This window comes from Salmonella sp. SAL00670 (assembly GCF_046552235.1).
Classification (GTDB): domain Bacteria; phylum Pseudomonadota; class Gammaproteobacteria; order Enterobacterales; family Enterobacteriaceae; genus Salmonella; species Salmonella enterica.
This window is the reverse complement of the sequence record NZ_JBGDUO010000003.1, coordinates 522617-536134: the sequence shown is the minus strand read 5'-3', so window position 1 is coordinate 536134 and position 13518 is coordinate 522617. Positions and strand designations below refer to the sequence as shown.

14 protein-coding genes and 3 pseudogenes are annotated in these 13518 nt (G+C 47.4%); 15 read left to right on the top strand and 2 right to left on the bottom strand.

From position 1 onward, the window contains the following. Window positions 1-201 precede the first annotated feature (201 nt). From ACLJRS_RS13730 to ACLJRS_RS13720, 3 genes are all read left to right on the top strand, one after another. Window positions 202-3003: an RHS repeat-associated core domain-containing protein gene (locus ACLJRS_RS13730; protein WP_000449788.1), complete on the top strand. Its 2802-nt coding sequence runs from the start codon at window positions 202-204 to the stop codon at window positions 3001-3003. Beyond that, complete coding sequence (locus ACLJRS_RS13725; RefSeq protein ID WP_001231281.1) at window positions 2969-3334, top strand: hypothetical protein; 366 nt, start codon at window positions 2969-2971, stop codon at window positions 3332-3334. The genes ACLJRS_RS13730 and ACLJRS_RS13725 overlap by 35 nt, the downstream gene beginning before the upstream one ends. Window positions 3335-4113: 779 nt before the next feature. Further along, the gene (locus tag ACLJRS_RS13720; protein ID WP_223201872.1) at window positions 4114-4434 is read left to right on the top strand and encodes an Imm8 family immunity protein; all 321 of its coding nucleotides are present in this window, start codon (window positions 4114-4116) and stop codon (window positions 4432-4434) included. An 82-nt stretch (window positions 4435-4516) separates the two neighbouring features. Here ACLJRS_RS13720 and ACLJRS_RS13715 read toward each other — a convergent pair whose 3' ends face one another. Beyond that, window positions 4517-4645 (bottom strand): hypothetical protein, encoded by a 129-nt coding sequence (locus ACLJRS_RS13715; RefSeq protein ID WP_023209683.1) that lies wholly within the window; start codon window positions 4643-4645, stop codon window positions 4517-4519. A gap of 254 nt (window positions 4646-4899) precedes the next feature. Here ACLJRS_RS13715 and ACLJRS_RS13710 point away from each other — a divergent pair. The 6 genes and pseudogenes from ACLJRS_RS13710 to ACLJRS_RS13685 all read left to right on the top strand — a co-directional run. Further along, window positions 4900-5072, top strand: a pseudogene (locus ACLJRS_RS13710) (RHS repeat-associated core domain-containing protein); the annotation flags it as partial. Between the two features lie 24 nt (window positions 5073-5096). After that, on the top strand, window positions 5097-5330 hold the full coding sequence (locus ACLJRS_RS13705) for a hypothetical protein (protein WP_125541564.1): 234 nt from the start codon (window positions 5097-5099) through the stop codon (window positions 5328-5330). A gap of 557 nt (window positions 5331-5887) precedes the next feature. Then, window positions 5888-6205: a hypothetical protein gene (locus ACLJRS_RS13700; protein WP_153274541.1), complete on the top strand. Its 318-nt coding sequence runs from the start codon at window positions 5888-5890 to the stop codon at window positions 6203-6205. Continuing rightward, window positions 6202-6669, top strand: a complete 468-nt coding sequence (locus tag ACLJRS_RS13695; RefSeq protein ID WP_001674144.1) for a hypothetical protein — start codon at window positions 6202-6204, stop codon at window positions 6667-6669. Before ACLJRS_RS13700 ends, ACLJRS_RS13695 begins: the two co-directional genes overlap by 4 nt. A 29-nt stretch (window positions 6670-6698) precedes the next feature. Further along, window positions 6699-6852, top strand: a pseudogene (locus ACLJRS_RS13690) (RHS repeat-associated core domain-containing protein); the annotation flags it as partial. 124 nt (window positions 6853-6976) lie between these two features. Then, entirely contained in the window at window positions 6977-7255 is a 279-nt protein-coding gene (locus ACLJRS_RS13685; protein WP_012543321.1) for a hypothetical protein, read from the top strand. 66 nt (window positions 7256-7321) lie between these two features. On the opposite strand, the gene ACLJRS_RS13680 is transcribed toward ACLJRS_RS13685, so the two are convergent. Beyond that, complete coding sequence (locus ACLJRS_RS13680) at window positions 7322-7636, bottom strand: SymE family type I addiction module toxin (RefSeq protein ID WP_011233128.1); 315 nt, start codon at window positions 7634-7636, stop codon at window positions 7322-7324. Window positions 7637-7688: 52 nt separating this feature from the next. On the opposite strand from ACLJRS_RS13680, the gene ACLJRS_RS13675 reads away from it, so the two are divergent. The 6 genes and pseudogenes from ACLJRS_RS13675 to afaD all read left to right on the top strand — a co-directional run bounded on the left by ACLJRS_RS13675 (window position 7689) and on the right by afaD (window position 13495). After that, on the top strand, window positions 7689-7886 hold the full coding sequence (locus tag ACLJRS_RS13675; RefSeq protein WP_001224041.1) for a transposase: 198 nt from the start codon (window positions 7689-7691) through the stop codon (window positions 7884-7886). After that, window positions 7820-8393, top strand: a pseudogene (locus ACLJRS_RS13670) (integrase core domain-containing protein); the annotation flags it as partial. The gene ACLJRS_RS13675 and the pseudogene ACLJRS_RS13670, both read left to right, overlap by 67 nt. Window positions 8394-9153: 760 nt before the next feature. Beyond that, window positions 9154-9648, top strand: a complete 495-nt coding sequence (locus ACLJRS_RS13665) for a Saf-pilin pilus formation protein SafA (RefSeq protein WP_000839695.1) — start codon at window positions 9154-9156, stop codon at window positions 9646-9648. Window positions 9649-9731: 83 nt separating this feature from the next. Further along, on the top strand, window positions 9732-10469 hold the full coding sequence (safB, locus tag ACLJRS_RS13660) for a pili assembly chaperone SafB (RefSeq protein WP_024135809.1): 738 nt from the start codon (window positions 9732-9734) through the stop codon (window positions 10467-10469). Window positions 10470-10492: 23 nt separating this feature from the next. After that, complete coding sequence (locus ACLJRS_RS13655) at window positions 10493-13003, top strand: fimbrial biogenesis outer membrane usher protein (RefSeq protein ID WP_000669625.1); 2511 nt, start codon at window positions 10493-10495, stop codon at window positions 13001-13003. A 21-nt stretch (window positions 13004-13024) separates the two neighbouring features. After that, window positions 13025-13495: an AfaD family invasin gene (gene afaD, locus ACLJRS_RS13650; protein WP_000266949.1), complete on the top strand. Its 471-nt coding sequence runs from the start codon at window positions 13025-13027 to the stop codon at window positions 13493-13495. Window positions 13496-13518: the final 23 nt, after the last annotated feature.

Genomic DNA, 13518 nt, shown 5'->3' with positions numbered 1-13518 from the left:
TTCTTTTAATTCTGCAATTGCGATTTTTATCTTGCTGTTCATTGATTATTTAATATTAACGGCTTGGTTGCTAATTAGTCCCTGATCTGTATCATTGTTTTGTTTCGATATTTTTTCGAGGCTATCAATAAAGAATTGTTTATATATTTATGTGCATTGATGCATTATTTTTATGAATTTTTATGTCACAAGGCATAACACATGGAAACTCCTGTTTCACGCAGTGCGTTGTATGGAAAACTGGCCGGCCCACTATTCCGGTCGCTGGAATCGGCAACGGCATTTTGCAAACTACGCTCTAATCCCTGGGTTGAGCTGACTCACTGGCTGCACCAGTTAACACAGCAGCCCGATAACGATATTCTCCACGTTCTTCGGCATTACCAGATCCCTCTTTCTGATGTGGAGAAAGCGTTACTCCGGCAACTGGATATGCTGCCCGCCGGGGCCAGCGCCATTAGTGATTTTTCTCACCATATCGATCTCAGCGTTGAAAAGGCATGGATGCTGGCGAGCGTCCGTTACGGCGATAACAAAATTCGCAGCGGCTGGTTGCTGCTGGCCTTGTTGACCACGCCAGAACTGCGTCGGGTACTGAGCAGTATCTGCGCGCCGCTGGCCACGCTTCCGGTTGATGAACTGACGGAAATACTGCCCTCGTTGATCGAAACATCGCCGGAAGCGCAGGAGCGCCCTTACGACGGCTCCGGTCTGGCATCAGCCATTCCCGGTGAAAGCAGCCAGGCGATTCCCAACGGCGTGCAGGACGGTAAATCCGCGCTGGCAAAATACTGTCAGGACATGACGGCACAGGCGCGCGACGGCAAAATCGACCCGGTGACGGGGCGTGAGCATGAAATCCGCACCATGACGGATATTCTGCTGCGCCGTCGCCAGAATAATCCACTACTGACTGGTGAGGCGGGCGTCGGAAAGACGGCGGTCGTCGAAGGTTTTGCCCTCGCGATTGCGCAGGGGGAAGTGCCGCCCGCGCTGCGGGAAGTACGGCTGCTGGCGCTGGACGTTGGCGCTCTGTTGGCCGGAGCCAGCATGAAAGGCGAGTTTGAATCGCGTCTGAAAGGGTTACTGGAAGAGGCCGGGCGCTCGCCGCAGCCGGTTATTCTGTTTGTCGATGAAGTTCACACTCTGGTGGGCGCGGGCGGCGCATCCGGCACGGGCGATGCCGCTAACCTGCTGAAACCGGCGCTGGCGCGCGGCACCCTGCGGACTATCGGCGCCACCACCTGGAGCGAATACAAGCGCCATATTGAGAAAGATCCGGCGCTGACCCGTCGTTTTCAGGTGTTGCAGATTGCCGAACCGGAAGAGATCCCCGCAATGGAAATGGTGCGTGGTCTGGTGGATACGCTGGAAAAACACCATAACGTACTGATTCTGGATGAGGCGGTACGTGCGGCGGTACAGCTTTCTCACCGCTACATTCCCGCCCGGCAATTGCCGGGTAAGGCCATCAGCCTGCTGGATACCGCCGCGGCCCGCGTGGCGCTGACGCTGCACACGCCGCCTGCCAGCGTACAGTTCCTGCGCCAGCAGCTAAAAGCGGCGGAAATGGAACGGTCGCTGTTGCAGAAGCAGGAAAAAATGGGGATTCAGTCAGATGAGCGGCGCGATGCGCTGACGGCACGAATTTTCTCGCTCAACAATGAACTGACTGCATCCGAATCCCGCTGGCAGCGGGAGCTGGAACTGGTACATACGTTGCAGGAACTGCGTCTCGCAGAGTCTGATGCTGATGACAAAACCACGCTGCAACAGGCCGAAACGGCGCTAAGGGAGTGGCAGGGTGACGCGCCGGTGGTGTTCCCGGAAGTCAGCGCGGCGGTTGTCGCGGCGATTGTCGCCGACTGGACCGGTATTCCTGCCGGGCGCATGGTGAAAGATGAGGCCAGCCAGGTGCTGGAACTGCCTGCCCGACTGGCGCAACGCGTTACCGGGCAAGACGGCGCGCTGGCGCAGATTGGTGAACGTATTCAGACCGCCAGGGCGGGACTGGGCGATCCACGCAAACCGGTGCCGGGCTGTGGTCGTGACCGTTACGGTTATAACGAGTGGGGCGAGCTGACCACGCGGCGCGACCAGCAACTGGAGTGGAACGCGCAGGGGCAGCTGACGCGGGTCATCAGCGGCAACACGGAGACGCACCACGGCTACGATGCGCTGGGGAGGCGAACCCGCAAGGCGACGTACGGGCGGCACACGGGGCATACGGCGCGGAGCCGGACGGACTTTGTGTGGGAGGGGTTCAGGCTGTTGCAGGAGAACGTGCAGCAGCAGGGCTGGCGGACATATCTGTACGATGCGGAACAGCCGTACACGCCGGTGGCGAGCGTGACGGGAAAGGGAGAAAGCAGGCAGGTGTGGTATTACCACACGGATGTGACGGGCACGCCGCAGGAGGTGACGGCGGCGGACGGAACGCTGGTATGGGCGGGGTATATCAGGGGGTTTGGAGAAAATGCGGCGGACATCAGCAACAGCGGAGCGTACTTTCACCAGCCGCTGCGGCTGCCGGGGCAGTATTTTGACGACGAGACAGGGCTGCATTACAATCTGTTCAGATATTATGCACCGGAGTGTGGCAGGTTCGTCAGTCAGGATCCGATTGGGCTGAGGGGCGGGTTAAACCTTTATCAGTATGCGCCTAATTCACTGACCTGGATCGATCCACTTGGCCTTGACGTTATTCGTTTACGGCATTACACAAGTAATCAAGGTTTTGCGGCAATAAAAGAAAGTATGAAGATACTTGCAGGTGACCAAAATGCTGTATTTGCTGTTAGAGCAAAAGGGAAACCATTAAGTATGGCTGATGCGGCAGATAAATTTAAAATAAAACAAAATCACGCCAGAAATTATATTGACTTTGATATGGATACCAATCGAGTGGAGTTTAGGAAAAATGACTTAGGTGTTGAGGAATATAAGATAAAAGGTGACATTGAACTAGATGAGAAAACAACTGAATTTAATAAGAGATGCTAAAGCTATGAGAGAATATAACTCAGAAAATACAGACAATCTAAAAGATGTTTTGATATCTTTAGAAGAGATTGTTACTGTAATAGATAAGATTGGCTCTGGGTTTGATAAAAGTGGCAAAATGGCATTAGCGTTGTTGCTATTCTTTAATCAATGCAGTGTATTAGATAAACTATCCAGAACAAGAAAATACTTATATCAAGAGTTAGAAGCCAGATTAACTCCTGAAGAATATGATGAGTGGATAGAGAAAAATTTTCCTTTATGGAAACCGCCATATGATAAAACAGAAGAGGAAATGTTGGAAATGCTAAATTCTGCGATGCGAAAATAAATATTTTTGATATAGTATCAAATAGCTGATTAAAACCCGAAAGATCTCCCCCGGTTAAGCTGCACTGAGTCAGTCAGTCTCTTGACCGATATAGCTTACTGTGTCCCGTACCCAGTTCGCGCCGATATGAGGGATGTACCTGTATATCAATTGGACTATATTTAAATTACCCTTTGATTTATAGTACTTTTGTGCAGATGAAAATTATCACGTTATGGTGGTAGTGCATGAATTACGATGTAAAACCTTTGACTCATTACGACCTAAATTAGGCAGTACGATCCATAAACTGGACGCTTTGTGTAACTTGAGCCGATAGGGCTGGCGGGGGGCTAAATCTCTACAGTTATGCACCGAATCCATTAAGCTGGATCGATCCTCTTGGTTTAACCTGCAAGTTAACAAACCAGTAGTTTAAGAATAAGCTTAAATGAATTAGAAATCAGACCGCCGCAGGTGGTAATCGGGGAATTACTGGCGTTGTATCACAGAATGATGCTTTCAGATTAGGGGAAGCATTTGTAGGTCCTAATTATAGGTTATGTCCAGTGGTAAGGGACTTGTGCCAGAAGATGGTTTGAGAACATTCAGATTCCCTGCTGATAAAAGGGGATTTGATCGTGTTAACGGTCGTCCATGGTCGAAGACTGGAAAGCAAGTGAATTTTGAAACCAAAAATGGGGATGGTGATGTTATTGCCAATGTTCATTTAGACGTGGAGAATTTTCGGCCATGAAAAAAATAAACCACAACTTATTTTATACGATATGTCTTCAACAATGTTCGATCCACTTAGTGAGTGGGAGCCTGCTTCTCTTGAAGATACATATGTGGCTGTTGATTTATGTCTTGGGATGAATGATGGTGAAAAAGGAAGCAACTATTTCTATGTGAAAGTTGCCACTCCAGAAGCCTTGAGAAAGCGATCAAAGAATTTTCTCATATCTGATAACAGAGTTATTGTAATTGATTATTATATACTTAGGAAAGTAATCGAAAATATTCTAAAAAAATGTACAAGAGAAAATTGGGAAGAATCTTGTCTTGTATTACAACGCTATTTTTCATGGGAATATGAAGATTATCATTACGAAAAATAGATAGTTAATTTTGTGAGAGATTAGTAGTAATATAAAGCCGGGAAAGAAATTAACTCTTCCCGGTTTTTTTATTAACCCCCGTTCAGTCCACTAAACCAGCACATCCTTCACCCCCCTTAACCACCCGTTTAGCCTGATAAAGCTGTTCGCGCAGCTCCTGCACCTCGTTACCGTCCGCCATTAGCACAATACACCCGTCCGAAATCTTCACCGTCACGCCGCTCCCCGGTCTCAAATCCCGCTTCTTCCTGGCAGTCGCCGCTGGGGATTTGTGAGTAACAGGTGGTCATGCAGGTTTCGCTGTTGATGTGGCGTACGCTGGCGCCGGAGGTATTCATATTTGCTGACTAAATAAATTCTTAATTCTCCGCCGGATGCTGGCTGATTGTGGAGCTCAGGGTGAGTGAGTATGGGCGCGACATCTTGGCACCGCGCCCCCCCTCTCCCCGGCCAGTGATGAGCAACCGGCTACCGGGGCCGTATTTTGACGATGAAACGGGCCTGCATTAAAATCTGTTCAGATATTATGCACCGGAGTGTGGCAGGTTCGTCAGTCAGGCCCGACAGGGCTGAAAGGGGGATTAAATCCTTACCACTATCCGTTGAATCCCGTCATAGATATAGATTCGCTGGGATTGTTTACATGTGAAATATGTAGTCGCATGATAGATGAGACTAATAATAGTCTGGATAGTCTTCCATTTAATCCGGCAAAAATGTTAACGGCTGGTTTAAATATAGCTAATTCTGCAAGATTGCACACAAGTGGGGTAGCCAAACTCGGGATAGGTATTGCTGCTGATGGATTTATTACATTGTCTCCAGTGGGCAATGTTTCTCTGGCAGGGGGGAATATCACATTAGCAACTGCTTCATATAACAGGGCAAATTTATGATTATCAGAATCACTTAATGAAACCGACAAGGATAGGTGCTGCAAAAATTTATTAGGTGTATTGCCTTATAGTGAACAGTTTGACGATCCAGATGAGCCATCAATTAGCGATATGTATAAAGAGAAATTCCATAACATGATGGATTCTCCAATGAATTTAATCAAAGAGATAGGGACATTGATGTTTGATGAATATGATTAATAAAATATCCATGTTGATCTTTATTATTGGAAGTATAATCGCGATAATATGGATATTATATGCCACTTTATCGAAAAGAGGGATGTTTAGAGATAATCTTAAAAAAATAATCAAGATAATATGTGATTTATTTTGGGGGATAGGCTGATAACTCTGAGTAAAGAATATCAGAGACTGTACATGAAATTATTAATCCTTCGTTGAATAAAAGCCGGGAAATCATTATGGGCGGATAACCGCATCACGGAAGATATGCAGTAACTGTACCGGTATGACCGTTACGGGAGGCTGACGCCAGAGCAGATGGCGGGGCAACTGGAGCCGGAGTACACACCCCAAAGGAAAGAGAGGTTTGTGTGTATTATTCATTGTGTGATCATAGCGGTATAGGTACTTCTGCTGGTTTGTTATTCACAATATCAGCCCCTGATGCTGATTTATCACCAGGAATATCAGAGTCTGGAGGGGATTCTTATGGGGCACTTCTTGCGGGAATGGCTTATACAGATGCTCGTAATAAAAATGATAGTTATAAATATACAAAAGGTGTGAGTATGGGACCCGGATTTGGAGACTGGGGGGAACTCACATGCTCCCGGCATTCGAGGTGTCTATCGGAGATTTTCGATCTGATGGATAAGGAATATGATTGGTTATCAGGTGAATTCAAGTGAAAAGAAATAGATTTTTTCTATCGTTACTATTTATGGTGTTGATTGTGTTGTTCGTTATTCTATTTTTTACATGGTTAGGTAGAGAGAATATTAAAAATGATAGCGCTATTCGAGACGTTGCGAAAGAAGGAGTTGATAAGCTTTTTTCTCTTTATAATAAAGGGGAGTATGCTGAGATATATGATTTGTCATGTGACTCTTTCAAAAATGCCACTGCGAGAAAAGATTTTTTAACAGTTATGGAAACTAAAATGAAAATACTCGGTGAAATTAAAGGGCGAAAACTTCAATATAGTAATGTCATTAATTCAAAATCCGTGGAGTTATATTATAGAGTGGACTATATTAACTATTCTTTAATTGAAGAATTTAATTATATTAAAAATGATGGACAAAAAATATGCTTGCAAGCAATGTTTACGGATGATGCGGGGAAACATGGGGAGGTAATTAAATTACATTAACGTGTGATAACTCCAGTTAGAACCTATCCCAATGCGATGAAGAATTGGGGCTGTATTATAACTAGCACCGTTCTATAATCCGGGACTGGGAAGGTATATTACGTAGATCCAATAGGGCTGAAAGGGGGATGGAACCGATATTATTATCCGCTGAATCCTATTGATCTTCTTGGTCTTATTACTTGTGGTACTGATAGAGGTGATTCTGGCAAGTTATTAAGATGAAAAATGGTTTAAAATAATTGCATTAGTGAATGCTCATTTATGCCTTTACCTACAAAAAGTAACGGATTTGCTTGCTGGAATTGTGTTAACGAATGCAAATAAAATCAATGCTGTTGATGTTTTTACTACAGGAATAAGTATGGTTAACGATAAGGATACAGCTATATTAATTAGTGATTTAATGTTGAGATTCGGTAAGGAACTTGATGAATCTGTTGCTGTTGTTCAGTCCCGTTGTGATGAGGATGAATTTAAGGTATATCGAGAAGCGGTTGGTTTGATCATGGGTGAAATGCTTATTAAAATAATGAATCCATTATATGAAAAACATCCCGAAATAAAACCAAAAGGATTGAAATAAAACATCTGGAGCCGGAGGAATAATGTGTAAAAGCCGGAGGGGTTATCTTTTTCCGGCTTTTTATTATCAATTACTCATTAACTCCTGTTCCGTTCTTTTACGTTTAATCACCGGAATATCCCCGGTATCGTTCAGCGCCTCCGGAAAGGTTTTTAGCCACGCTTTCACCTTCTTTTGATTAATAAAAGTCACGCCCATCCCTTCAATACAGCCAAAGAGTCCGTGGGTATGCTGCGGCGTAATCACGATGCAATCCCTCATTACCCGCACCTTGACGGGCATCCCGTTAATAAACCCCGCCTGCGGCATCCATTCACCGTACAAACGAACTGAAAGTCTCTCAACGCGTGAATATGTAAGTATCCCGCATAATCGAGCCATTCACATTTAGAGATCATCCGACATAATCAATCTGCCAACGCAGGAGATCGCTGTGCGTAAAGCCCGTTTTACTGCGCACCAGATCATCGCTGTGATTAGATCAGTCGAATCCGGACGGACTGTTAAAGATGTCTACCGGGAGGCCGGTATTTCTGAAGCCACCAGGGACAACTGGAAGTCTGGATACGGCGGCAGGGATACGCGTGGAATCACAAAAGGCTCCACCGTATTTACTGTCTGCTCAAGCTGAATTTTCGCCGTAAGGGTAAACAACGGCTGCCGGTACGCAATCCCTCGCCACTGGTCACGCCGGAAGCGCTGAACCAGAGCTGGTCTGTGGGCGTCGTTTTCGCACGTTCAATGTTGTTGATGACTGTAATCGTGAAGCGTTGTCGATTGAAATCGATCTGAATCTGCCAGCTCTGCGAGTGGTCCGTGTACTCGACAGGATTACAGCAACCGCGGTTATCCGGCCATGCTGCGTATGGATAAGGGACCGGAATTTATCTCGCTGGCACTGGCTGAATGAGCAAAGAAACATGCAGTAAAGCTGGCGTTTATCCAGCCGGGTAAGCCGAAGAAAAACGTTTTCATCGAGCGTTTTAACCGGACATACCGTACAGAAATACTCAATTCTTATCTGTTCAGAACGCTGAATGAGGTGCGGGAAATTACGGATAAAGGGTTATCAGAATATAACTGCGAACGTCCACATGAATCGCGGAACAATATGATACCCAAGGAATACCGCCAATAACGTTATCTGGCCGGAATCTTAAAAATGCATGGAACTAAAACGGGTCTATTTACGGGGGCACCTGCGATGAATTTCGCTGCACTGAAAAGCGATACCGGATGAGAGCTGCTTCAAATTAATGTGCCATGTTCACGGGGAGGTGGTGCGACGTTTGCATAATCCAGCAAGAACTGAAAGGAAGGGGAGAGCTTTTTCATGCCTGTATAATCAGTCTGGCCTGTGTCAGTCAGCTCTTAGTGTTGAGACTCTCATTGGAGCGCTATAATTGCTTTTCCGTTTCGGAAAACAAGATTTTCCATTAAAGATCTTCCCTGCGAGGAAAAGTTAACTAATAATCTTACCGTCGAGTTAGGAGACGTATGTTTAAATATAAACAATGTTGCAACGATGCCTGATAATTATCCTCTCTTCGAAGATAAGTTTCCCACACCCAGTGTGGTGGGTGTCATTGTAATGTTATCACTTGAATGTAAATGGAAGGTATAATTGCTTTTTGACTAGTATTCTATTCCACCCTGACAACACGATGTTAACATCAACACTGTTTATATTGGCAATAACGCAATTTTTTTCAGATTAAGAGGTGCTCTGATATATAGATTTTTATAACATTACTTATTTGAATTGGTAACAAATACCAATAAGTACAAGCTGTTATTACCAGCCACGGATTTTTCCATACGGTAAGATTTGGTATGGCGTTATGTATTCTGGATGTGCTGGATTATTTTAATTTGGTTTAAAAAAGGTGGTTATTCAAATGAAAAGCATGAAAAAATTGATTATCGCAAGTGCGTTGAGCATGATGGCTGCTAGTTGTTATGCTTCAGTTGTGCCGAACACAGAGCAACAGAAATCAGTGAATGTTAGCTTTGCCGCTCCCGAACATTTAACCATATCGCTTGACCAGATGCCAGGCTTAATGGCTGGGAAGAATGATAATGATATGGATATTGCGAAGCTTACAGTTGATTCTACTTCTATTAAAGAATTCGGGGTCAGGGGGATTTCTGGCTCGCTAATGAACAATGCTGGCAGTACATGGAAAATAACTGGTAAAAATGGTGGCAACCCAATCGTTGTGGGCTTTTCAAGTAATGATGTAGCCAAATCTCATGTCCCGCTAATGTGGAATGGGAGAGAATGGACCACCTTTGATACCAATGTCCCAGTTGATATTGTTGTAATAGCGGGTCAGGATATCTCACCTGATACGTACCCACTGACTGTAGACGTAGTGGGATATCAGCCTTAATAGTAAATAACTATTAGTGTATTGCGCCTTGTTTAAGGCGTAATACACATCAAATTTTTCATTTTTCTTTTACAATTTTTGATATGAAAACAATTAATTTTGTTTTAATGGCGGTAGCTTTGTTCGCCTCTAATTCTATGGTTTCAGTATATGCCGCCAGGCAGCAATTAAATTCAGCCACTAAATCATTCAGCGTGAAGCTGGGAGCTACACGTGTGATTTATCACGCTGGTACACCCGGCGCGACGCTCTCGGTGAGCAACCCGCAGGATTACCCTATTTTGGTTCAGTCTTCAGTCAAAGCAGAAGACAAAAATTCGCCAGCCCCCTTTATGGTGATGCCGCCTCTATTTCGTTTAGAAGCGAACCAGCAGAGTCAACTGCGTATTATCCGTACTGGTGGTGACATGCCAACGGATCGTGAGACTTTACAGTGGGTCTGTATAAAGGCGGTACCACCAGAAAATGAACCGTCGGATACACAGGCTAAGGGCGCGACCCTTGACCTCAATTTGTCCATCAGCACCTGTGACAAGCTGATTTTCCGCCCGGATGCCGTGAAGGGGACGCCGGAAGATGTTGCAGGAAATTTAAGATGGGTGGAGACGGGCAACAAACTTAAGGTAGAGAACCCCACCCCGTTTTACATGAATTTAGCCTCTGTCACAGTAGGGGGAAAGCCCATTACAGGGCTTGAGTATGTCCCCCCCTTTGCTGACAAAACACTAAATATGCCAGGGGGCACTCGTGGTGATGTCGAATGGAAAATTATTACAGACTTAGGTGGTGAAAGTCATCCGTTCCACTACGTTTTTAAATAAATTCAAGGATTTAGCGGCAGAAAATGAAGTTCAAACAACCTGCCTTGCTACTGTTCATCGCGGGAGTGGTTCATTGCGCAAATGCGCACGCTTACACATTCGATGCATCAATGTTGGGCGATGCAGCGAAAGGGGTTGATATGTCGCTCTTTAACCAGGGGGTACAACAGCCAGGGACTTATCGAGTGGACGTGATGGTGAATGGTAAACGTGTCGACACCCGTGATGTGGTGTTCAAATTGGAAAAGGATGGGCAAGGAACGCCTTTTCTGGCTCCTTGTTTGACGGTCAGTCAGCTTTCACGCTACGGCGTAAAAACGGAAGATTACCCTCAGTTGTGGAAAGCAGCAAAGACCCCAGATGAGTGTGCGGATCTGACCGCCATTCCACAGGCTAAAGCGGTACTGGATATCAATAATCAGCAACTGCAACTGAGTATTCCTCAGGTGGCGTTGCGTCCGGAATTTAAGGGGATCGCTCCTGAAGATCTCTGGGATGATGGTATTCCGGCGTTTCTGATGAACTACAGTGCGAGGACAACGCAGACGGATTACAAAATGGATATGGAGAGGCGTGACAACTCTTCCTGGGTACAACTGCAACCGGGAATCAATATAGGTGCGTGGCGTGTCCGCAATGCGACCAGCTGGCAGCGGAGTGGTCAACTGTCGGGGAAGTGGCAGGCAGCATATACCTATGCTGAGCGTGGACTGTACTCACTAAAAAGTCGTCTGACTCTGGGGCAAAAGACTTCGCAGGGGGAGATATTTGATAGTGTGCCATTTACCGGTGTGATGTTGGCATCGGATGACAACATGGTGCCCTACAGTGAGCGGCAGTTTGCTCCGGTAGTGCGTGGGATTGCCCGCACGCAGGCTCGGGTGGAGGTCAAACAGAATGGTTACACCATTTACAACACCACCGTGGCGCCCGGACCGTTTGCACTGCGGGATCTGTCGGTAACAGACAGTAGTGGTGATCTGCATGTCACCGTGTGGGAGGCCGATGGCAGTACACAAATGTTTGTGGTGCCGTATCAGACCCCGGCGATAGCACTGCACCAGGGATATTTGAAGTACAGCCTGTTGGCGGGCCGATACCGATCGTCAGACTCTGCAACGGATAAGGCGCAGATCGCGCAGGCTACGTTGATGTATGGTCTGCCGTGGAATCTCACTGCATACGGCGGTATACAGAGTGCAACGCACTATCAAGCTGCATTGCTTGGTTTGGGGGGATCTCTCGGGCGGTGGGGGAGTTTATCTGTCGATGGAAGCGACACACACAGTCAGCGTCAGGGGGAGGCGGTACAGCAAGGAGCCTCCTGGCGACTGCGTTACAGCAACCAGCTGACTGCGACGGGGACAAATTTTTTTCTGACGAGATGGCAGTATGCCTCGCAGGGCTATAACACCCTATCCGATGTGCTCGACAGTTATCGACATGATGGCAACCGTCTATGGTCGTGGCGGGAAAATTTGCAGCCGAGCTCGCGTACTACCCTGATGTTGAGTCAGTCATGGGGGAGGCATTTGGGCAATCTGAGTTTAACCGGTTCCCGTACCGACTGGCGTAATCGCCCCGGTCATGATGACAGCTACGGACTGAGTTGGGGAACCTCTATCGGAGGGGGCTCGCTGTCATTGAACTGGAATCAAAACAGAACGCTGTGGCGCAATGGCGCGCACCGTAAAGAGAACATAACCAGCCTGTGGTTCAGTATGCCATTAAGCCGCTGGACGGGGAATAATGTAAGTGCTAGTTGGCAGATGACTTCACCATCACACGGTGGTCAGACGCAACAAGTGGGGGTCAACGGAGAGGCATTCAGTCAGCAACTGGATTGGGAGGTGCGTCAGAGTTACCGTGCCGATGCCCCGCCAGGTGGTGGTAATAACAGCGCATTGCACTTGGCATGGAATGGGGATTACGGCCTGTTAGGTGGTGACTATAGCTACAGCCGGGCGATGCGCCAGATGGGAGTCAATATCGCGGGAGGTATAGTTATCCACCATCATGGTGTGACGCTGGGGCAACCTTTGCAAGGCTCAGTGGCGCTGGTTGAAGCGCCAGGGGCCTCGGGGGTGCCAGTTGGCGGCTGGCCTGGCGTTAAGACGGATTTTCGTGGCGACACCACAGTGGGCAACCTGAACGTCTATCAGGAGAATACAGTCAGCCTCGATCCGTCGCGACTACCGGATGACGCAGAGGTCACACAAACCGATGTGCGCGTGGTGCCAACCGAAGGGGCGGTGGTGGAAGCGAAGTTTCACACTCGCATCGGGGCCAGGGCACTGATGACGCTGAAACGGGAAGATGGTAGCGCCATTCCTTTCGGGGCGCAGGTTACAGTCAATGGGCAGGATGGCAGTGCTGCTCTGGTGGATACTGATAGCCAGGTTTATCTCACTGGTCTGGCGGATAAGGGCGAACTGACGGTGAAATGGGGAGCACAGCAATGTCGGGTTAACTACCAGCTACCTGCCCACAAGGGAATCGCGGGCTTGTATCAAATGAGCGGTCTCTGCAGATAGCCGATTCTGAAGGAGAGAATAATGTGGATGAAAATACAGCGAGTGAAAACGGTTATCTATAGCGTAACCTTACTGGTCGCTGCCAGTAGCTTGATGCCGATAGCGAACGCCGCAGAAAAACTTCAGACAACGCTACGTGTAGGGACTTACTTTCGGGCTGGGCACGTGCCAGATGGGATGGTGCTTGCGCAAGGCTGGGTGACTTATCACGGCAGTCACAGCGGGTTTCGGGTATGGAGCGATGAGCAAAAGGCGGGTAACACGCCTACCGTATTGCTGCTGAGCGGGCAACAGGATCCTCGCCATCACATTCAGGTTCGCCTGGAGGGTGAGGGGTGGCAACCAGATACGGTGAGTGGTCGTGGCGCCATTTTAAGAACCGCTGCAGATAACGCCAGTTTCAGTGTGGTCGTTGATGGCAATCAGGAAGTGCCTGCGGATACCTGGACGCTGGATTTTAAGGCCTGTGCATTGACACACGAGGAGGCGTAGACATCCGTTCCACTCATACTTCC